At 64.8% G+C, this 20,038-nt stretch carries 21 protein-coding genes and 1 riboswitch; of the genes, 18 read left to right on the top strand and 3 right to left on the bottom strand.

Annotated features, from left to right (window positions below; genetic code table 11):
* The first annotated feature begins 69 nt into the window (after nucleotides 1-69).
* The 8 genes from secG to KIO74_RS05160 all read left to right on the top strand — a co-directional run bounded on the left by secG (nucleotide 70) and on the right by KIO74_RS05160 (nucleotide 6,728).
* On the top strand, nucleotides 70-507 hold the full coding sequence (gene secG / locus KIO74_RS05195) for a preprotein translocase subunit SecG (protein ID WP_213331013.1): 438 nt from the start codon (nucleotides 70-72) through the stop codon (nucleotides 505-507).
* Nucleotides 508-692: 185 nt separating this feature from the next.
* On the top strand, nucleotides 693-2,321 hold the full coding sequence (pyrG, locus tag KIO74_RS05190) for a CTP synthase (protein ID WP_213331012.1): 1,629 nt from the start codon (nucleotides 693-695) through the stop codon (nucleotides 2,319-2,321).
* Entirely contained in the window at nucleotides 2,321-3,211 is an 891-nt protein-coding gene (locus KIO74_RS05185) for a VOC family protein (protein WP_213331011.1), read from the top strand. Before pyrG ends, KIO74_RS05185 begins: the two co-directional genes overlap by 1 nt.
* A 97-nt stretch (nucleotides 3,212-3,308) precedes the next feature.
* Nucleotides 3,309-3,713, top strand: a complete 405-nt coding sequence (locus KIO74_RS05180) for a DUF350 domain-containing protein (RefSeq protein WP_213331010.1) — start codon at nucleotides 3,309-3,311, stop codon at nucleotides 3,711-3,713.
* Nucleotides 3,714-3,761: 48 nt separating this feature from the next.
* Nucleotides 3,762-3,856: riboswitch (TPP riboswitch) on the top strand.
* Entirely contained in the window at nucleotides 3,848-4,999 is a 1,152-nt protein-coding gene (gene thiO, locus KIO74_RS05175; RefSeq protein WP_213331009.1) for a glycine oxidase ThiO, read from the top strand. (Overlaps the previous riboswitch by 9 nt.)
* Before the next feature lie 98 nt (nucleotides 5,000-5,097).
* Nucleotides 5,098-5,304 (top strand): sulfur carrier protein ThiS, encoded by a 207-nt coding sequence (gene thiS / locus KIO74_RS05170; protein WP_213331008.1) that lies wholly within the window; start codon nucleotides 5,098-5,100, stop codon nucleotides 5,302-5,304.
* A gap of 3 nt (nucleotides 5,305-5,307) precedes the next feature.
* Complete coding sequence (locus KIO74_RS05165) at nucleotides 5,308-6,105, top strand: thiazole synthase (protein ID WP_213331007.1); 798 nt, start codon at nucleotides 5,308-5,310, stop codon at nucleotides 6,103-6,105.
* Nucleotides 6,105-6,728 carry a thiamine phosphate synthase gene (locus tag KIO74_RS05160; RefSeq protein WP_213331006.1) on the top strand — a complete coding sequence of 208 codons (624 nt, stop codon included), beginning with the start codon at nucleotides 6,105-6,107 and terminating at the stop codon, nucleotides 6,726-6,728. Before KIO74_RS05165 ends, KIO74_RS05160 begins: the two co-directional genes overlap by 1 nt.
* Before the next feature lie 137 nt (nucleotides 6,729-6,865).
* Here KIO74_RS05160 and queF read toward each other — a convergent pair whose 3' ends face one another.
* Nucleotides 6,866-7,330, bottom strand: coding sequence for a preQ(1) synthase (gene queF / locus KIO74_RS05155; protein ID WP_213331005.1), 465 nt, complete (start codon nucleotides 7,328-7,330; stop codon nucleotides 6,866-6,868).
* A 197-nt stretch (nucleotides 7,331-7,527) separates the two neighbouring features.
* Here queF and eno point away from each other — a divergent pair, with 197 nt between their 5' ends.
* The 8 genes from eno to KIO74_RS05115 all read left to right on the top strand — a co-directional run bounded on the left by eno (nucleotide 7,528) and on the right by KIO74_RS05115 (nucleotide 15,986).
* Nucleotides 7,528-8,817, top strand: a complete 1,290-nt coding sequence (eno, locus tag KIO74_RS05150) for a phosphopyruvate hydratase (protein WP_213331004.1) — start codon at nucleotides 7,528-7,530, stop codon at nucleotides 8,815-8,817.
* 188 nt (nucleotides 8,818-9,005) lie between these two features.
* Nucleotides 9,006-9,380: an FtsB family cell division protein gene (locus tag KIO74_RS05145; RefSeq protein ID WP_213331003.1), complete on the top strand. Its 375-nt coding sequence runs from the start codon at nucleotides 9,006-9,008 to the stop codon at nucleotides 9,378-9,380.
* A 194-nt stretch (nucleotides 9,381-9,574) separates the two neighbouring features.
* Complete coding sequence (gene pdhA, locus KIO74_RS05140; RefSeq protein WP_291959944.1) at nucleotides 9,575-10,648, top strand: pyruvate dehydrogenase (acetyl-transferring) E1 component subunit alpha; 1,074 nt, start codon at nucleotides 9,575-9,577, stop codon at nucleotides 10,646-10,648.
* 87 nt (nucleotides 10,649-10,735) lie between these two features.
* On the top strand, nucleotides 10,736-12,157 hold the full coding sequence (locus KIO74_RS05135; protein WP_213331001.1) for a pyruvate dehydrogenase complex E1 component subunit beta: 1,422 nt from the start codon (nucleotides 10,736-10,738) through the stop codon (nucleotides 12,155-12,157).
* A gap of 179 nt (nucleotides 12,158-12,336) precedes the next feature.
* Nucleotides 12,337-13,737: a pyruvate dehydrogenase complex dihydrolipoamide acetyltransferase gene (locus tag KIO74_RS05130; RefSeq protein WP_213331000.1), complete on the top strand. Its 1,401-nt coding sequence runs from the start codon at nucleotides 12,337-12,339 to the stop codon at nucleotides 13,735-13,737.
* 122 nt (nucleotides 13,738-13,859) lie between these two features.
* Nucleotides 13,860-15,299, top strand: a complete 1,440-nt coding sequence (lpdA, locus tag KIO74_RS05125) for a dihydrolipoyl dehydrogenase (RefSeq protein ID WP_213330999.1) — start codon at nucleotides 13,860-13,862, stop codon at nucleotides 15,297-15,299.
* Between the two features lie 40 nt (nucleotides 15,300-15,339).
* Complete coding sequence (locus tag KIO74_RS05120) at nucleotides 15,340-15,588, top strand: hypothetical protein (protein WP_213330998.1); 249 nt, start codon at nucleotides 15,340-15,342, stop codon at nucleotides 15,586-15,588.
* Between the two features lie 143 nt (nucleotides 15,589-15,731).
* Nucleotides 15,732-15,986 (top strand): GlsB/YeaQ/YmgE family stress response membrane protein, encoded by a 255-nt coding sequence (locus KIO74_RS05115; RefSeq protein ID WP_213330997.1) that lies wholly within the window; start codon nucleotides 15,732-15,734, stop codon nucleotides 15,984-15,986.
* Nucleotides 15,987-15,996: 10 nt separating this feature from the next.
* On the opposite strand, the gene KIO74_RS05110 is transcribed toward KIO74_RS05115, so the two are convergent.
* The gene (locus tag KIO74_RS05110; RefSeq protein ID WP_213330996.1) at nucleotides 15,997-17,193 is read right to left on the bottom strand and encodes an acyltransferase family protein; all 1,197 of its coding nucleotides are present in this window, start codon (nucleotides 17,191-17,193) and stop codon (nucleotides 15,997-15,999) included.
* Complete coding sequence (locus KIO74_RS05105; RefSeq protein WP_213330995.1) at nucleotides 17,190-18,335, bottom strand: acyltransferase family protein; 1,146 nt, start codon at nucleotides 18,333-18,335, stop codon at nucleotides 17,190-17,192. The genes KIO74_RS05110 and KIO74_RS05105 overlap by 4 nt, the downstream gene beginning before the upstream one ends.
* A gap of 148 nt (nucleotides 18,336-18,483) precedes the next feature.
* On the opposite strand from KIO74_RS05105, the gene lipA reads away from it, so the two are divergent.
* Both lipA and KIO74_RS05095 read left to right on the top strand, forming a co-directional pair.
* Nucleotides 18,484-19,479, top strand: a complete 996-nt coding sequence (gene lipA / locus KIO74_RS05100; protein WP_213330994.1) for a lipoyl synthase — start codon at nucleotides 18,484-18,486, stop codon at nucleotides 19,477-19,479.
* A gap of 77 nt (nucleotides 19,480-19,556) precedes the next feature.
* Entirely contained in the window at nucleotides 19,557-20,033 is a 477-nt protein-coding gene (locus tag KIO74_RS05095) for a type II toxin-antitoxin system RatA family toxin (RefSeq protein ID WP_213330993.1), read from the top strand.
* Nucleotides 20,034-20,038: the final 5 nt, after the last annotated feature.

Genomic DNA, 20,038 nt, shown 5'->3' with positions numbered 1-20,038 from the left:
ACTGTGTTAGAGCGGCACAAATGAATCGAGCCTGGCCGGTCATGCCCGCGCCGGGCGTTGGATGTTGACATGCAAACCGTTATCATCGTCATCCACCTCTTTGTTGTCATCGCGCTCGTCGGTGTGGTGCTTCTGCAGCGCTCCGAAGGGGGCGGCCTTGGCATGGGCGGCGGTGGTGTTTCAGGCTTCATGACAGGGCGCGGGCAGACCAACGCCCTGACCCGCACGACCGCCATTCTCGCGACCATCTTCTTCCTGACGAGCCTTGGCCTGTCAGTGATGGCGAGCATGCAGCGCGGCCAGCGTTCGATCTTCGATTCCGTTCCGGGTGGAGCGCCCACGGCTGTTCCGGGTGCGCCAGGCGCCCCGGGTGCAGGCGGTGGCGTGCTCGATCAGCTTCGCCAGATGCAGGGCGACCAGCCGGCAGCGCCTTCCGCGCCGGCTCCGGCCCCCCAGCCGGCGGCGCCGCCCGCGCCGACGACGCCTCAGGTGCCCGGCTCGCAGTGAGCCGGAGGCCGACCGCGCCACGACGCCTTTTCCGATTTTTCGCGACCGGAGGCGCCAAAAGGGCCCTTGATATGCGCTAGATGCGCAGGATCAGCGCTGGTTTGTGAGTATCGTACATATTTTCGCCTGGATTGGTCCTATGACCACTCCCCGAATCGATCGCGATAGAGTAAATGAGGACTCCCATGGCGCGGTACGTTTTCATCACCGGCGGCGTGGTCTCCTCCCTGGGCAAGGGCCTCGCATCAGCCGCTCTCGGAGCCCTTCTGCAGGCACGCGGTTACAGCGTCCGCCTTCGGAAGCTTGACCCTTACCTGAACGTCGACCCGGGCACGATGAGCCCTTACCAGCATGGTGAGGTGTTCGTTACCGATGACGGCGCCGAGACGGATCTCGATCTCGGTCATTACGAGCGCTTCACGGGGCGCCCCTGCACCCGCAATGACAATGTCACCACGGGTCGCATCTATCTCGACATCCTCAATAAGGAACGCCGTGGCGACTATCTCGGCGCGACCGTCCAGGTCATTCCGCATGTCACCAACGCCATCAAGGAGTTTGTCCTTGAAGGTAACGAGGACTGCGATTTCGTGCTGGTCGAGATCGGCGGCACGGTGGGCGATATCGAGAGCCTTCCCTTCCTCGAGGCGATCCGCCAGCTCGGGCAGGAACTCGACCGCGGACAGGCGGTCTTCATCCACCTGACGCTTCTGCCCTACATCCCGTCGGCCGGCGAACTGAAGACCAAGCCAACCCAGCATTCGGTCGCCGAGCTCCGTTCCATCGGCATTCAGCCGGACATCCTGCTCTGCCGTACCGACCGCCCGATTCCCGAGGATGAGCGACGCAAGCTGTCGCTGTTCTGCAATGTCCGTGAGACGGCGGTGATTGAAGCGCGTGACGTCGGGACAATCTATGACGTGCCCGTCGCCTATCACGCCGAGGGGCTCGACGACGAGGTTCTGGCGGCGTTTCGGATCAATGACGCTCCCGCGCCGAACATCGACCGCTGGCAGGGCATTTCCCAGCGCATCAAGAATCCCGAGGGCGAGGTGACCATCGCCATCGTCGGCAAATATACGGGGTTGAAGGACGCTTATAAGTCGCTGATCGAGGCCTTGACCCATGGCGGTATCGCCAATCGCGTCAAGGTCAATCTCGACTGGATCGAAAGCGAGATCTTCGAGCGGGAGGATCCCGCGCCCTTCCTGGAGCATGTGCACGGCATCCTGGTGCCCGGCGGCTTCGGCCAGCGTGGCGCCGAGGGAAAAATCAAGGCGGCGGGCTTCGCGCGCGAGCGCAAAGTTCCCTACTTCGGCATCTGCTTCGGTATGCAGATGGCCGTCATCGAGGCCACGCGGTCGCTGGCTGGCGTCGCGGCTGCCAATTCCACGGAATTCGGAGCGACCGACGAGCCGGTCGTCGGCCTTCTGACCGAATGGCTGAACGGCAACGAGCTGGAGAAGCGTCGCGCCGATGGTGATCTCGGCGGCACCATGCGCCTCGGGGCCTTCCCTGCCTCCCTCTCGGCGGGCAGCAAGGTGGCCGACATCTACGGCATGACCAAGATCTCGGAGCGCCATCGCCACCGTTACGAGGTCAATATGAGCTATCGGCAGCGGCTGGAGGAGCGCGGCCTGCGCTTCAGCGGCGTCTCGCCGGACGGGCTCCTGCCGGAGATCGTCGAGCTCGTCGATCATCCGTGGTTCATCGGCGTGCAGTTCCATCCGGAGCTGAAATCGCGGCCGTTCGAGCCTCATCCCCTGTTCCAGAGCTTCGTGGCGGCGGCCGTCGAGCAGAGCCGGCTCGTCTGATGGTCGGCCATCCCCGCGGACTGGACCATCTCGTCGTCGCCGTCCGCGATCTCGACGCGGCTGGCGCTTTTTACGAGACGCTCGGCTTTACGGTCGGAGCGCGCAACCGGCATCCGTGGGGCACCGAGAACCGTATCGTACAGTTCGATGGCTCGTTCATCGAGCTCATCACGGTGGGCGAAGGGGCTGCCATCGCCCCCCATGGCGAACGGACATTCAGCTTCGGCGCCTTCGTCCGTGACAGCCTCGCGCGCGGCGAGAGGCTCGCCATGCTCGTGCTCGAGAGCCGCGACGCGCCGAGCGATGCGCTCGATTTCGCTGCCGCCGGCATCGGCGATTTCGAGACCTTCTTTTTCGAGCGGCATGCGCGCCGCCCGGATGGCGGCGAGACGACGGTCGCCTTCACGCTGGCCTTCGCCCGGGACGACCGCGCCCCACGATGTGGGTTTTTCGTCTGCCAGCAGCATTTCCCGGAGAATTTCTGGAATCCGGCATTCCAAAGCCACGCCAACGGGGCACGGGGTGTCTCGGCTGCCGTCATGACCGCGGAAAACCCGACCGACCATCACATCTTTCTGTCAGCCTTCACGGGGCAGCGCGATCTGCGCGCCACATCGCTGGGCGTTTCCGCGGAATTGCCCCGGGGCCGGCTCGACATCCTCTCCACCGACGCATTTCGCAGCCTCTACGGCGCGGCCGGCGTGATCAAGGAGGAAGTCTTCGTTGCCTTTGCGATCGAGGTCGACGATCTCGACGCCGTGGCCGAGCGGCTTGCCAGGGCTGGTATCGCGGCGCGCAGGGTCGGGCCGCGTCTGACGATCGCCGCGCAGGACGCTCACGGCGTCGCGATCGCCTTCGAAACCGCGACGCGCGGTGGCGGAAAAGCATAGCGCCGGCCAGGCTAGCGCAAGAGAGGCATGGCGCTAACCAGTCTTGGCGCTAACCGGGCATGGCGCGGACCAAAATGGCGCAAACGCGGGGGCAACGATGGACGGTATCCTTCTGGTCAATTTCATCGACTTTCTCGTCGATTTTGTCATTTCGATCCTTCTCGTTGCCCTCTATCTCGCGGTCTACACCTTCGCAACGACCCATAACGAGTTCGAGCTCATTCGCCGCAATGTCGTCTCTGCGGCGCTGTCCCTCGGCCTCAGCCTCGTCGGTTTCGCCCTGCCGCTGTCGAGCGCCATCGTCAACACGACGACTGTGCTCGCGCTGGTGCTCTGGGGCATCATCGCGCTGGTCGTGCAGATCATCGTCTACTGGCTCGTGCGCATCCTGGTGCCGAATTTGACGGAGCGCATTGCAAAGGGCGAGATCGCGGCCGCATGTCTCCTTGGCGCGGCCTCGCTGTCAGCCGGCATCATCAATTCCGCCTGCATGACGTTCTGACGGGCGACATGAGGCTTGCGGTTCACGCCTGAACACCTCATTTTAGGAAGACATGGCTTGGGGTGCCTCGCTTCGCGGGGCTGAGAACATACCCATCGAACCTGTCTGGGTCATGCCAGCGTAGGGAGCCGCGAATGGTTCAGGATAATTCCGCGCGTCAGAACGAGGTTGCCATCATCGGTGCCGGCGTGATCGGCTTGTCGATCGCCTGGCGGCTCGCGCAGCGCGGCCTTCCCGTCACTGTCTTCGACAAGGGAGAGGCCGGCCAGGGGGCGAGCCACGCGGCCGCCGGCATGCTGGCCGCATGCGCCGAGATCGAGCCCTCCGAAGAGCGGCTGCTGACCCTCAACCGGGCAAGCCAGGCGCTCTGGCCCGCTTTCGCCGCGGAGCTCGAAGCCGCGAGCGGCCTGCCCGTCGAGCTGAGGACGGAGGGCACCCTCATGGTGGCCCTGACGGCCGACGATGCGGCCAAGCTGCGCAATCACGCGGAGTTGCAGGGGCGGCTTGGCCTGCCTGTTTCGTGGCTGAGTGGCCGCGATCTCCGGCGGCTGGAGCCGGCGCTTGCCCCTGGCGTCGCCGGAGGGGTGTCCTCGCCCGAGGACCATCAGGTCGACAATCGCAAGCTCGCGCAAGCGTTACGCGTGGCGGCCCTGCGCGCGGGCGTCACGCTCGTCGAGAACACGCCGATCGAAGGCCTGTCCCTCAAGGACGGCCGCGTTGCCGGCGTCATCACCGCAGCCGGCCTGCGGGAAGCGGGCAGGGTGGTGCTGGCAGCGGGCCCCTGGTCACGTGGCATTCCTGGCCTCCCGGCCGAGGCGCGACCGGCGGTGCGTCCTGTGAAAGGGCAGATGCTGGCGCTCGCGATGGACCCGGCGGCGCCTCTTCTGAGACATGTTGTCTGGGCTCCGGGCGTCTATCTCGTACCGCGCCTGGATGGCCGCCTCATCGTCGGCGCGACCGTCGAGGAAAAGGGCTTTGACACGGCGATCACCGCCGGCGGGCTCCTGTCGCTGCTCCACGCCGCATGGCGCGCGCTCCCCGGCATCGAGGAACTGCCAGTGCTGGAGACCTGGGTCGGCCATCGCCCCGGGAGCCGTGATGACGCACCGATCTTCGGCGCCGGGCCGGTTGAGGGGCTCGTCTATGCGACAGGGCACCATCGCAACGGTATCCTGCTCACACCAATCACGGCCAAGTTGATCAGTGATTTCATCCTGAGCGGCAAGATGGACTCCATGGCCGAACCATTCGGCTTCGGCCGCTTTATGCGCGCGGCGGCGGCATGAGCGGATCCTTTTTCCGGGCTAAGGGCCTATTTATGACACGCGGCGAAACGACGAAATACTACGGCACTTCAAATCGTTGACCGCCTGGAGTTGAAAAGATGCCTGAACTCATCCGCGTGAACGGCGAGGAGGCTGCCCTGGAGGTGGCGACTGTCGCGGAACTCGTGGCAAGCCACGTCGCGGTCGAGGCGCGCGGCATCGCGGTGGCCCTTAATGGCGCCGTCCTGCCCAGGGCGAAGTGGCCCGAGACGCGTCTGACCGCTGGCGATCGGGTGGAAATCGTCCGCGCCCGGCAGGGAGGTTGATCGATGAACAGCTTGTCTTCTATCGCGACTGCGGGCGATCCGCTCATCATCGCCGGCCGGCGCTTCGATTCGCGCCTCTTTCTCGGCACGGCCGGTTATCCCAACCAGCAGGTCATGCTCGACGCCGTCGCGGCGAGCGGCTCGCAATTCGTCACCGCCTCGGTGCGGCGAATCAGCCTCGACGGCTATGAGGAAAGCCTCATCGACGTGTTGGGGGACAACGTCGGATTCCTCCCCAATACTGCCGGCTGCCAGACGGCGCGCGATGCCATCCTGACCGCGGAGCTCGGGCGTGAGGCCCTTGAGACCAATTGGGTGAAGTTGGAGATCATCGGCGACCGCGAGCTGCAATATCCCGATGTCGAGGAGCTTCTGGTCGCGACGGCCGATCTCACGGCCAAGGGCTTCGTCGTGCTGCCCTATTGCACAGAGGATCCTGTAGCCTGCCGGAAGCTCGCGGACGCGGGTGCTGCCGCCGTCATGCCGCTCGGTTCACCGATCGGCTCCGGGCTCGGCATTTCCAATCCGCATCTCATCGAAATCGTCTGCGGCCGCAGCCCCGTGCCGGTTGTGCTCGACGCCGGCATCGGCACGGCCTCGGATGCTGCCTTCGCCATGGAGCTCGGCTGTTCGGCCGTTCTGCTCAACACCGCCGTTTCCCGGGCGGACGACCCGATCAGGATGGCACGCGCCATGCGTTTGGCGGTGGAGGCGGGACGGCTGGCGCATCTCGCCGGCCGGATCCCCCGTCGTCGCTTTGCCGAACCCTCAAGCCCGCAACTCGGGCTCGTGGAGAGCTGATGCTGCCGCAGCCACCCTTGCTGATGGTGAGCGATCGCGCGCAGGCCTCGCGGCCGCTTCCCGACATCGCGGCGGCGGCCTTCGCCGGCGGCTGCCGATGGTTCAGCCTGCGCGAGAAGGACTTACCCGAGGATACCCAGGTAGCGCTTTTGCGCGCGATCAAGGATCAGGCCGAGCCGTTCGGGGCATTCGTTTCCGTCCACGGGTCCGTGGCGGTGGCCGAAGCGGCCGGCGTCGGGCTCCATCTCGGCGCGGCCGCCGATGCCGAGGCCGTCCGCGCGCGGCTTGGCCCGGAGGTGCTGATCGGCCAGTCGGTGCACAGCGCGGCGGAAGCCGCCGCGGCATCGTCCGCTGCATTGAACTATGTGGTCGCGGGCCCGGCCTTTCCGACGACGAGTAAGCCGGGCTACGGGCCGGCGCTCGGCCCGGGCGGGCTTGCCGGGATCGTGGCCGCGACCTCCCTCCCTGCGATCGCCATCGGCGGGATCGATGCCGCCGCGATTCGCGCCTGCCGCCGCGCCGGCATCGCCGGCATCGCCGTCATGGGCGGCGCCATGCGGGCAGACGACCCGGCGGCGCTGGTCAGCGACCTCGTCAAGGCCTGGAACGGCACCGCGCCGTAGCGGAAGCCTTGCGGACCGGTGTTGCCCTCCCGCTGCGTCGTGTTCATGGATCCCCTTGCCGTCGCTGCGCGACGGCAAGGGGATCCATTCCGAAGGTCGACATGCCACGACGCTTGGAGGAAGACCCTGCCTCGCGCCTATCCCCGCGCGCGATAGGGCGGCACGCCCTGATCGGGCAGGAACAGGCCGTCGGGTGGGGCGCCGGTCTGCCAGAACACGTCGATCGGAATCCCGCCGCGCGGATACCAGTAGCCGCCAATGCGAAGCCACACGGGTTCGAGAAGGGCCGCGAGGCGCAGCCCGATCGAGACCGTGCAGTCTTCATGGAAGGCGCCGTGATTGCGGAAGGCGTGGAGATAGAGCTTCAGGGATTTTGACTCGACGAGCCATTGATCCGGCACATAATCGATCACGAGAATGCCGAAGTCGGGCTGGCCGGTGACCGGGCAGAGGGAGGTGAACTCCGGGCAGGTGAAACGCGCGACATAGCGCGTGCCGGCCTGCGGATTCGGCACCCGGTCGAGCTCGGCCTCCTCGGGCGAGGCGGGCAGGGCGCTGGGCTTGCCCAGCTGCAAGTTTGCAGGCTTGAGTTCGCTTGTCATCTCGGTGTCATCCTTTTACGCCGAGTTCTGTGGCCGACGCGGCCTCCGGGCGCAAGCCCGGAAACGATCCGCGTATCGGCCCTTTGCCGCCCGGAGCAGTTGGCGTAAAAGCCGGACGGTGTTTCCAAGGCTGCCGTCCGCGCCGTGGGCGGCCCGTCGTCAATTGTACAGCCCGCTGGTGGCTGGGAGGATGCTTCATGACATCGATCGTCGATATCGTCGCCCGTGAAATACTCGACAGTCGCGGCAATCCCACCGTCGAGGTCGATGTCGCGCTGGAAGATGGCTCCTTCGGCCGTGCCGCCGTCCCGTCCGGCGCCTCCACGGGCGCCCATGAGGCGGTGGAGCTGCGTGATGGGGACAAGTCGCGCTATCTCGGCAAGGGTGTGCTGAAGGCCGTCGATGCCGTCAACACGGAGGTCTTCGAGGCCATTGGCGGTCTGGACGCCCAGGACCAGGTGCGGATCGACGAGGCCCTGATAGAACTCGACGGTACGCCGAACAAGTCGCGAATCGGCGCCAATGCCATCCTCGGCGTATCTCTGGCGGTCGCCAAGGCCGCCGCGCAGGCGAGTGGCCTGCCGCTTTACCGCTATGTCGGCGGCACCCAGGCGCGCGTCCTGCCCGTGCCGATGATGAATATCGTCAATGGCGGCGCCCACGCGGACAATCCCATCGACTTCCAGGAATTCATGGTGATGCCGGTCGGCGCGCCGAACTTCTCCGAGGCGCTGCGCACCGGCGCCGAGATCTTCCATACGTTGAAGAAGGCCCTGAAGGACGCCGGCCACAACACCAATGTCGGCGACGAAGGCGGCTTCGCGCCGAACCTGCCGTCAGCGGAAGCGGCGCTCGACTTCGTGATGCAGGCCATCCGCACCGCCGGCTTCGAGCCCGGCCGCGATGTGGTCCTGGCGCTCGACTGCGCGGCGACGGAATTCTTCAAGGACGGCTCATACGTGTATGCCGGCGAGGGCAAGACGCGCTCGCCGGAGGAGCAGGTGGCCTATCTCGCCAAGCTCGTCGCGGACTACCCCATCGCCTCGATCGAGGACGGCATGTCCGAGGACGACTGGGACGGCTGGAAAGGCCTGACAGACGCTGTCGGCACGAAGACGCAGCTCGTCGGCGACGACCTCTTCGTCACCAATGTCACGCGTCTCCAGGAAGGCATCAACCGGGGCGTCGGCAACGCGATCCTCGTGAAGGTGAACCAGATCGGCTCGCTGACCGAGACGCTCGCGGCCGTTGATCTCGCCCAGCGCAGCGCCTATCGCGCCGTGATGTCCCATCGCTCGGGCGAGACCGAGGATTCGACGATCGCCGACCTCGCGGTCGCCACGAACTGCGGGCAGATCAAGACCGGGTCGCTCGCCCGCTCGGACCGGACCGCGAAGTACAACCAGCTCCTGCGCATCGAGCAGGAACTCGACACCGAGGCGCGCTATGCCGGCCGCGCGGCGCTCGCCGCGCTGGCACGCGGCTAGAGCATTTGTTGCGACGCATCGTCTTCCCGCGAACTGATATCGCCTTCGCTTGACAATGCTCTGATCTCGCCGCAACAGCTTCGCAATGACGACAATGGCCGGGCAAGTCCCGGCCATTTTTTGTTGTAGGGCCTGCCGCAGCCCGGTCTCCTAACAGCTTTTTAACCACGACCGGGCACGATGCTCGCATGGTAGTTCGCAAACGTCGCCGTGCTGTCCTCATCCCCCTCGCGCTCTATGCAATATCGAGCGCGATCGTGGGCTATTTCGTCTTCCATGCGCACCACGGCGCGCGTGGTCTCGAAGCCAAGCGTGAGCTGAAGCGTGAGATGTTCCAGCTCACGGAAGAACTAACAACGCTAAAGGCCGAGCGGGCCTCATGGGAGAAGCGAGCTTCGATGCTGCGCGCCGACACGATCGACTATGACGTGCTCGATGGCCAGGTCCGCCAGACACTTGGATTTGTGCATAAAAACGAAGTCGTTATACTACTTAATGCTGAGACAGACGGAGGGGCGAAGTCCTTCGCTTCACCCGTCACGCGCGGGTCGTCTCCTCCTTAACCCGAAATCGGTTAAGTTGAAAAAGCCGCGCGTTTTCAGGCTGTTAGTTGCAGTTGTATCTAATATTTATGCGGTTTGGGGCTCGCCAATAGCGCGGGGGTACGTTACATATTCTCTCAAGAACTCGCTTCGGGAGGATGCTGATGTCCCTAGCTGCTCGAAAATCTTCGCGCTCGGACGCCAAGATTGACTCCGTGACCTCAGACGCCGCCGGCTCCCGCCGCGGCAGCCGCGCCACGAAGGCGCCGGCGAAGAAAACAGCCGCCACAGCGCGCAATTCCGCCAGGGCGGGCTCCACGTCTCCAGCAGATTTCACCAAGGATCAGGACCTCGCCGCCTTCCGCGAGATGCTCCTTATCCGCCGCTTCGAGGAAAAGGCCGGCCAGATGTATGGCATGGGCCTCATCGGCGGCTTCTGCCATCTCTACATCGGCCAGGAGGCCGTCGTCGTCGGCATGCAGGCCGCCTCCAAGGAAGGCGACCAGGTCATCACCGGCTATCGTGACCATGGCCACATGCTGGCCGCCGGCATGGATGCCAAGGGTGTCATGGCCGAGCTCACCGGTCGCCGTGGAGGTTACTCCAAGGGCAAGGGTGGCTCGATGCACATGTTCTCCAAGGAGAAGAACTTCTACGGCGGCCATGGCATCGTCGGCGCGCAGGTGTCGCTCGGCACCGGGCTTGCCTTCGCCAATCGCTATCGTGACGAAAAGCGCGTCAGCCTGACCTATTTCGGCGACGGCGCGGCCAATCAGGGCCAAGTCTACGAGAGCTTCAACATGGCGGAGCTCTGGAAGTTGCCCGTCATCTACATTATCGAGAACAACCGCTATGCGATGGGCACCTCGGTGGTGCGCTCCTCCGCCCAGACGGATTTCTCGAAGCGCGGCTCCTCCTTCAATATTCCCGGCGAGCAGGTGGACGGCATGGACGTCCGCGCGGTCAAGGCGGCCGGCGAGCGCGCCATGGAATGGGCTCGGTCCGGCAAGGGCCCCTACATCCTCGAAATGCAGACCTACCGCTATCGCGGCCACTCCATGTCCGACCCGGCGAAATACCGGTCCAAGGACGAAGTGCAGCGGATGCGCGAGGAGCATGATCCGATCGAGCAGGTACGCCGCAGGCTCCTGACCGACTGGAAAGTGCCGGAAGACGAATTGAAGGCCATCGACGCGCAGGTGCGCGAAATCGTCAACGAGGCAGCAGACTTCGCGACCCACGACCCGGAGCCCGATCCGTCCGAGCTCTGGACAGATGTCCTGAAGTAGTCCGTCGAGGATCCCGTCTGGCCCCGGCGCATGCGCGTCGGCCGGCCGTCTCGAAGCGCCCTCAGACCGTTCGCGAAAGTCCAGCCCATGCCCATCGACGTATTGATGCCCGCCCTTTCCCCGACCATGGAAAGTGGCAAACTGTCAAAATGGCTCAAGAAGGAAGGCGATAGCGTCCGCTCCGGCGACGTACTCGCCGAGATCGAGACGGACAAGGCCACCATGGAGGTGGAAGCCGTCGACGAAGGTACGCTCGCCAAGATCCTCATTCCCGAGGGCAGCGAGGATGTGGCCGTCAACACGCCGATCGCCGTGATCGCCGGTGAGGGCGAGGATGTCTCGGCCGCGTCCAAGGCAAAGCCGGTCGATGCGCCAAAGCCGTCGCCTGACGAAACGACCAGCGAGGCCGCTGCGCGTGAGATGAAGGCACCGGAAGCGCCGAAGCCTGCATCGCCGGCTCCGTCAGCCGTGTCCGTGCCCCCGCAGCCGAAGGCGCAGCCCGATCCGGAAGTGCCCGAAGGCACCGAGTTCGTGCAGATGACCGTGCGCGAGGCACTGCGTGACGCCATGGCCGAGGAGATGCGTCGCGACGAGGCCGTCTTCGTGATGGGCGAGGAGGTCGCGGAATACCAGGGCGCCTATAAGGTGACCCAGGGCCTCCTGCAGGAATTCAGCGCCCGGCGTGTCGTCGATACGCCAATCACCGAACACGGTTTCGCCGGTCTCGGCGTTGGCGCGGCTTTTACGGGCCTCAAGCCGATCGTCGAGTTCATGACCTTCAACTTCGCCATGCAGGCGATCGACCAGATCATCAACTCGGCCGCGAAGACCCTTTACATGTCCGGTGGCCAGCTCGGCTGCCCGATCGTCTTCCGCGGCCCGAACGGCGCGGCGGCGCGCGTCGCCGCGCAGCACAGCCAGGATTACGCCTCCTGGTACAGCCATATCCCCGGCCTGACGGTGATCGCGCCCTATAGCGCGGCCGATGCCAAGGGCCTTCTGAAGGCGGCCATCCGGAACCCCAATCCGGTCATCTTCCTGGAGAACGAGATCCTCTACGGCCACTCGTTCCCTGTGCCGAAGCTCGACGATTACGTGCTGCCGATCGGCAAGGCGCGTATCGTCCGGGAAGGCGCTGACGTCACCATCGTGTCCTGGTCGATCGGCATGACCTACGCCTTGAAGGCCGCCGAGGAACTGGCGGCTGAAGGCATCAACGCCGAGGTGATCGACCTCAGGACGATCCGGCCGATGGATACGGAGACGATCGTCGCTTCCGTGAAGAAGACGGGCCGCCTCGTCACCGTCGAGGAAGGCTGGCAGCAGTCCGGCGTCGGCGCGGAGATCGCGGCGCGCGTCATGACGGAGGCCTTCGACTATCTCGACGCCCCGGTCGCGCGCGTGTCGGCGAAGGACGTGCCGATGCCCTATGCGGCCAACCTCGAAAAGCTTGCCCTGCCGTCGGTCGCCGAGGTGATCGAGGCGGTCAAGGCCGTCACCTATCGGTGAGCCGCATGACAGGCGCGCCCGTCCCGCTTTCGTCCATCCCGGCCTCGGTCGGGGTGGGGAGCCCGCAGGGCGCCTGACAATGCTCGCGCTACTCCACCCTCTTGAGGCCGCGCTGGGGTGCATGACAGCAGACATGACCGCTGAGACATGCCGGCCTACTGGTTTTTGAGGAAACGACCATGCCCGCCAATATCCTGATGCCAGCATTGTCGCCCACGATGGAGAAGGGCAACCTCACCAAGTGGCTTAAGAAGGAAGGCGACAAGGTTTCGTCCGGCGATGTCCTCGCTGAGATCGAGACCGATAAAGCGACCATGGAGGTCGAGGCTGTCGACGAGGGCATCCTCGCCAAGATCGTCGTGCCGGAAGGTACAGCCGACGTGCCGGTGAACGAGCTCATCGCGGTCATCGCCAGCGACGGCGAGGACCCCAAGGCGGTCGCCGCCGGCGCGGGCAAGGGCGAGACCGCCGCTGCTCCAGCGAAGAGCGATGCTTCAAAGGCCGAAGCTCCCGCTCAGGCCAAGCCGACCGAAGCCAAGCCGGCCCAAACCACGGCCGCGCCTGAGCCTCAGGCCATAGCAAGCGCCCAGCCGGCACAAAAGCCGGCGGCGGGTGAGGGGGGCCGAGTGTTCGCCTCGCCACTCGCCAAGCGCCTTGCCCGGGAAGGCGGCATCGACATCGCCGCGGTCCAGGGATCCGGGCCGCATGGTCGTGTTGTCGAACGCGATGTGAAGGCGGCCCTTGCCGGCGGCACGGCCAAGGCCGCGCCGGCTGCCGCTGCGGCCGCCACCAGCGCGACGCCCACGCCGAAGGCGGCTGTCGCGCCGCTCGCGACCGGCATGGCCGATGAGCAGGTCAAGAGGCTGTTCGAGCCCGGCAGCTTCGAGGAAATTCCGCATGACTCGATGCGCAAGACCATCGCGCGCCGCCTGACGGAGTCCAAGCAGACGATCCCGCATTTCTACCTGTCGGTCGATTGCGAGCTCGATGCGCTGCTCGCCTTGCGGGAGCAGATCAACGCCGCAGCGCCGAAGGACGGCGATGGCAAGCCGGCCTACAAGGTTTCGGTCAACGACTTCGTCATCAAGGCGCTTGCCGTGTCATTGATGCGCGTGCCGGATGCCAATGTCTCGTGGACCGACAGCGCCATGCTGCGTCACAAGCATGCGGATGTCGGCGTGGCCGTCGCGATCCCGGGTGGGCTGATCACGCCGGTCGTGCGCAAGGCGGAAACCAAGACCCTGTCCACCATCTCCAACGAGATGAAGGACTATGCGGCGCGGGCCCGCACCCGCAAGCTGAAGCCCGAGGAATACCAGGGCGGTTCGACCGCCGTGTCCAACCTCGGCATGTTCGGTATCAAGGACTTCTCCGCCGTCATCAACCCGCCCCATGCGACGATCCTCGCGGTCGGCGCCGGCGAGAAGCGTGTGGTGGTGAAGAACAATGCGCCGGCCATCGCCACGGTGATGACCGTGACCTTGTCGACCGACCACCGCGCCGTCGATGGCGCGCTCGGGGCCGAACTCATCTCCGCCTTTAAGCAGCTAATCGAGAACCCTATGGGAATGCTGGTGTAACGCCGCGTTACGCCGTCATGGCCGGGCGTGGGCCCGGCCATCGCGAGACTTTGTGGCACAGCCTTTTCGATCGCGATGACCGGCGGCGATAAGCCCGGTCATCACAGAGAGAGTGAGCGTCAATGGCCGATCAATACGACATCATCGTCATCGGTGGCGGTCCCGGCGGCTATGTGGCCGCGATCCGTGCCGCGCAGCTTGGCTTCAAGACGGCCGTGGTAGAGCGCGAACATCTCGGCGGCATCTGCCTCAACTGGGGCTGCATTCCGACCAAGGCGCTGCTGCGCTCGGCTGAAATCTATCACTACGCGACCCACGCCAAGGATTACGGGCTGGTGCTCGAAGGCACGATCCGCCCCGACCCGGCGGCCGTCGTCAAGCGGTCTCGCGGGGTATCCACCCAGCTCAACAATGGCGTCGCGTTCCTCATGAAGAAGAACAAGATCGACGTTATCTGGGGGCAGGCGACCATCGCCAAGCCCGGCGAGGTCACCGTGAAGGACGCGGCCAAGCCGCGCGAGGGCACGGCCGCCGCGCCAAAAGGCACCAAGGGCGCCGGCACTTACGCGGCCAAGCATATCATCGTGGCGACGGGCGCACGTCCGCGCGTGCTGCCGGGCCTCGAGCCTGACGGCAAGCTGGTCTGGACCTACTTCGAGGCGATGGTTCCCGAAGCCATGCCGAAGTCGTTGCTGGTCGTCGGCTCCGGCGCCATCGGCATCGAATTCGCCTCCTTCTACCGGACGCTCGGCGCGGAGGTGACGGTCGTCGAGGTGCTGCCGCAGATCCTGCCGGTGGAAGATGCTGAGATCGCCGCGCTGGCGCGCAAGCGCTTCGAGAAGCAGGGCATCAAGGTGATGACCGGCGCCAAGGTCACCAAGCTCGACAAGAAGGCTGATAGTGTCACCGCCACGATCGACGACGGCAAGGGCGGCACGCAGAGCCTCACCGTCGACCGGGTCATCTCGGCGGTGGGCGTCGTCGGCAATATCGAGAACCTGGGGCTTGAGGCGCTCGGCGTCACCATCGACCGCGGCACGATCAAGACCGACGGCCTCGGCAAGACCTCCGTCGCCGGCATCTATGCGATCGGTGACGTCGCCGGCCCGCCCATGCTGGCGCACAAGGCCGAACATGAGGGCGTCACCTGCGTCGAGGCCATCAAGGGCCTCGATCCGCACGCCATGGACAAGCTGATGATCCCGGGCTGCACCTACTGCCACCCGCAGATCGCCTCCGTCGGCCTGACGGAAACCAAGGCGAAGGAAGCTGGCCACGACATCCGCGTCGGCCGCTTCCCATTCGTCGGCAACGGCAAGGCGATCGCGCTCGGCGAGCCAGACGGCCTCGTGAAGACGATCTTCGACAAGAAGACAGGCAAACTCCTCGGCGCTCACATGATCGGCGCTGAAGTGACTGAACTCATCCAGGGCTTCGTGATCGCCATGAACCTGGAGACGACCGAGGAAGAGCTCATCAATTCCGTCTTCCCGCATCCGACCCTCTCTGAGATGATGCACGAAAGCGTCATGGACGCCTATGGCCGTGTGATCCACACGTGATGAGCAGTCGTGGAGAGCGGTCCAGGATAGCTGATTGGTGATGGCTGACTGGCTGCCACTGCTGACTGTGCTGGTTGCCGTCGCCGGAACCGGTGTGATCTATGGCCGTGCGACGCCCTGGCCATGGCGGCTGGTGCTGCCGCTCGTCGGTGCCGTTGTCGGCGTCGGCGTGACGTGGCTCGCCATTGAGGCTCCGCTCGGGCCTTACGTGAGCCCGCTCGTCGCTGTCGTCGTGGCGGCGCTCATCGTGACACTGTCGCTCTATCTGAAAAGGCGAGGAGCGGGCTAGGCTGCCGTGCTGCACGGCCGTGACAGTGGCTGTCGGAATTGCCCTTTTCCATCCTCTTTCCAGGCTTGAGCGGAACTGTTCAGCTCTGCTAGCGTTTGTTTCTCGCCGTCGACAGGACGGGCGCGTATCAAGAGGCTGGAAACATGCAGGGTGTTGGCATCATCGGGGCGATTATCGTCGGGATTCTGGCCGGTTATATCGCCGAAAAGGTCATGAGCCGGAGCCACGGGCTTTTCACCAATCTCATCGTCGGCCTCATCGGGGCGCTTATCGGTCCTTTCGTTCTCAGCGCCCTCAATCTCATGCCGACCAGCGCGGGGTTCTGGCCGAGCCTTGTCGTTTCGACCGTCGGCGCCGTAGTCCTGCTCTTTATCCTTGGGCTCTTCCAGAAGCGATGAGCTGAGATCGTTATTGGGTGGCGGGCAGGTCGGTGGCAGGTAGATCGGTGGATCGCAAATCGCCTGCGCCGCCCGGGGCCGCGAGGGCGGCCGGCTCCGCCCGGCGCGACCACTCGCGCAGAGGCCGCTCGATCAACCGATAGGAGAGGGCGGCGGCGACCACCGTGCCACCGAGATAAGCCGCCAGCAGACCATGCGCGGCCAAAGCTCTCACGAAAGCGGACTGGCCGCCGGCCTCGAGCATCGCGCTCAGGGGCCGGTAGACCACCCAGCCCATGCCCTTGGCGACGATGAGATGCCAGAGGTAGATTCCGTAGGACAGAGTGCCAAGACCGACCAGCGCCGGGGCCTTCAGGATCCGCGAAATGATCCCGCCTTGATGGGCGAACACGATCACCATCAAGGGAAACAGGCCGACGATCGCGAACACGGCCGGGGTCGTGTTGTCGATCAGGGCAAGCCCCGTCAGGAGAAGAGCGACCAGCGCGATTTCAGCGAAGCTCATCGCCCCGGGAGCTTCCCAGAGGGGGGCACGGCGCGTGGCCTCAAACAGGCGCCACGCCAGCGCTCCGACGAAAAATCCGAACAGCCCCCGACCAATGCCAAGTCCCGTGACCGACAGGAAGGTGTAGCGACCGGGATCGGCGGGCATCGCCAAAACAAGCGCGAGGCCAATGCCGCTGAGCACGATATAGAGGCCGATGCGCAGGCGATCGCGGCGTCCGGCCGCGAGCACGACCACCGCGAAAACCAGATAGCTCCAGATCTCGGCCGAAATGCTCCAGCTCGGCCAGTTGAAGACATCGACAGCGGTGGTGCCAAGCGCATGGAGCAATGCGGCCATGCGCAGGAAATCGCCCAATGAGGCAGTCGCCTGGTTGCCGCTTCCACTCGCGCCGGCCCGCTGCATCACGAGTACCATGACGCCGAATATCGCAAGCGTGGTGATGTGCAGAGGGTAAAGGCGCCAGAAGCGTCGCCACGCGAAGCGCGTCACCGCGCGCGGCGTCGACAGCCGCCGCTCGTAGTTCATGGCGATTACGAAGCCAGACAGTACGAGGAAGAAGTCGACCGCCAGATAAAGCGACTGCACGAACACTGTCTCGTCGCCAAGGAAAGGCACCGGCGCGTGAAGCAGCGCGACGGCGAGCGCGAATACGCCGCGCCAGCTGTCGAGAACGACGATCTGCGGCGCCTCCCGGCTCATGACGTCTGGCCTTCAGCAACGGGCGCGCTCTGCGGCAGCTCGCCGACGGCGCGTCTGGATTTCAACGCGAGAGCCGGCTTCTCAACCAGCAGCCACGATCCCAGGGCCACGATCAGAACGACTGGCAGAACTTGGACGATAAGAAGCCAGGGGCTCGAGGGTTGGAGAAACTGGAAGATCGCCTGTTCGAGGGGAAAGCCGTAAAGGTAGATGCCGTAGGAGAAATCGGCACCGGCCAGAAGCGCCAGCGGCGCCTTGACCAGACCGGGCCCGCCAGCCATCTCCGACCCAACGATGGAAAGCGCCCCGCCCGGCCAGGCTGTCGGAAGAAAGGCAAGCCAAAGCGCCCCATAGCATTCCGCGAGGATCATGACAGGGAGGCCGAACGTCGTACGGGCAAGCGCCAACGACAACAGGACGCCGCCGATAACGAAGCGGCCGTCGAGCGGCATCTGGCGACGATAAAGCCATGCGCCGACACCGAACGCGAAGCACATGCCGAGCCGGGCGAAAGAGTGGACCGCATCCGGCAGGACGATCCGCGAGGGCAGGCTCATCAGCGCGAAACCGAGCGCGCAAGCCGCGAGCACAATCGCCGGACGGCGCCTCAGCAGGGCAAACCCGCCGATGGCCAGAAGGGCGTAGCACGCGATCTCATACTTAATCGTCCAGATGGTGATCATCGCCTCGTTCGCCGGCTGGTCCTCAAACACGCCGGGCAGAGTCGCATGACCATTGAAACGCGGAACGATATCGACAAGGAAGCGCCAGGTTGCGCTGTCGCGGAGATAGGCGCCGAGCGGCAGGGAGGTGACAATCGGCCCGATGACGAACGCGGTGAAGAGCGTCGCCATGACCAGGCCCGGCAGCAGGCGCAGCGCACGAGCGCGCGCATAGGCCTTGACGCCTCGCCGTTCCAGGCTCTGCACCACGAGAAAGCCGGAGAGCGCGAAAAACAGGTTCACCGCATGCTGGCCGAGATCGAGGCCCGTTTCATCAAGGAGCGGTTCGCGCACGTCGGCGCCGCGGAACACGAAAAAGGCATGGCTCACGAGCACGCAACCCGCAAGAATGTGCCGTAACGACAGGAAATTGTCCCGGCCACGGGCCAGGCCGTTCGATACCGTCGCAATAGGGGACATTCGTTCCTGCCCTTGGGACATCATGAGCCAATTCGACAGGGCCCGCGCAGGATACATGCCAACTGTGAACCGACCTTCCTTGTGACGGACGGCCAAGCTCTATATGTAGGGACGGTCGGTGCGTGCGTGACGCAGAGCGGAGCCTCCCATGGCGGTAGTACTGGATCTCATCAACGGCAAGGATCGTCGCGCCAAGCTCGGTGCGTCGGGCGATGTCGAGGCGAAACGCCATCCGGAAAAAGCGCACCGCCCCGACCAGCCGGTGCTGCGTAAGCCGGAATGGATCCGTGTCAAGGCGCCGGGCTCCCCGAAATGGGCGGAAACCCACCGCATCGTCCGTGACAACAAGCTCGTGACGGTCTGCGAGGAAGCGGGTTGCCCGAACATCGGCGAGTGCTGGGAAAAGAAGCACGCCACCTTCATGATCATGGGCGACACCTGCACGCGGGCCTGCGCCTTCTGCAACGTGAAGACCGGCTTGCCGCAGTCGCTCGATCCCAACGAGCCCGAAAGCGTCGCGACCGCCGTCGAGAAGCTCGGCCTGACCCACGTGGTCATCACATCAGTCGACCGCGACGACCTGGCGGACGGTGGCGCCGCGCATTTCGCAGCGGTCATCAGGGCGATCCGGGCGCGCTCGCCCAAGACGACCATCGAGATCTTGACGCCGGATTTCCTGCGCAAGAAGGGGGCCCTGGAGGTCGTGGTCGCGGCCCGCCCGGATGTGTTCAACCACAACCTGGAAACCGTTCCCTCCAAATATCTGAAGGTGCGTCCCGGCGCGCGTTATTTCCATTCCATCCGGCTGCTGCAGCAGGTCAAGGAGCTCGATCCCTCCATCTTCACCAAGTCCGGAATCATGGTCGGCCTTGGCGAGGAGCGGAACGAGGTTCTGCAGCTCATGGACGACCTCCGCTCGGCCGAGGTGGATTTCATGACCATCGGCCAGTATCTGCAGCCTACGAAGAAGCATCATCCCGTGCTGCGCTTCGTGACGCCGGACGAATTCAAGGCATTTGAGACGACGGCCTATGCCAAGGGCTTCCTGATGGTGTCGTCGAGCCCACTGACGCGCTCCTCCCATCACGCCGGCGAGGATTTCGAGCAATTGAAGGCGGCGCGGACCCTCAAGCTTGGCCTGTGACGCAAATTCCCGTGGATCGAGGTCGGCCCGTTCTTCGGACTTGCGCCGTCGGCACCGCGTATTCATAAGTTCGCGCCATGCCTTCGTTTCGTGACACCCGTACCGTCCCGCAGCCGCCGGAGGCCATGTTCGCCCTGGTGGCGGACGTGGAGCGCTATCCCGAGTTCCTGCCTCTTTGCGAGAGTCTGAAAATTCGCCGACGCTCCCAGAGCGGGGAGGGAGTCGAGACCCTCGTGGCCGACATGGGCGTTGGTTACAAGTCAATCCGGGAGAATTTTACGAGTCGGGTGACGCTTGATCGCCCGCGGCTGAAGATACTCGTGGAATATGTCGACGGCCCGTTCCGCTATCTCGAAAATCGCTGGAGCTTTCGTCCCATTGAGGGTGGCGGTTGCACGGTCGAGTTCTACATCACCTACGAATTCAAGAGCTTCGCCTTGAAGCTTCTGATGGGCGCGCTGTTCGACAAGGCGTTCGCGCGTTTCGCTGACGCGTTCGTCGCGCGGGCGGCAAGCCTCTACGGCAAGGGCGGACCGCTGCCGGCCTCGGTCTAAGGGTG

It is taken from the genome of Chelatococcus sp. HY11 (assembly GCF_018398335.1).
GTDB lineage: Bacteria > Pseudomonadota > Alphaproteobacteria > Rhizobiales > Beijerinckiaceae > Chelatococcus.
The sequence above is the reverse complement of the archived record's forward strand: the minus strand, read 5'-3'. Positions and strand labels throughout refer to the sequence as shown.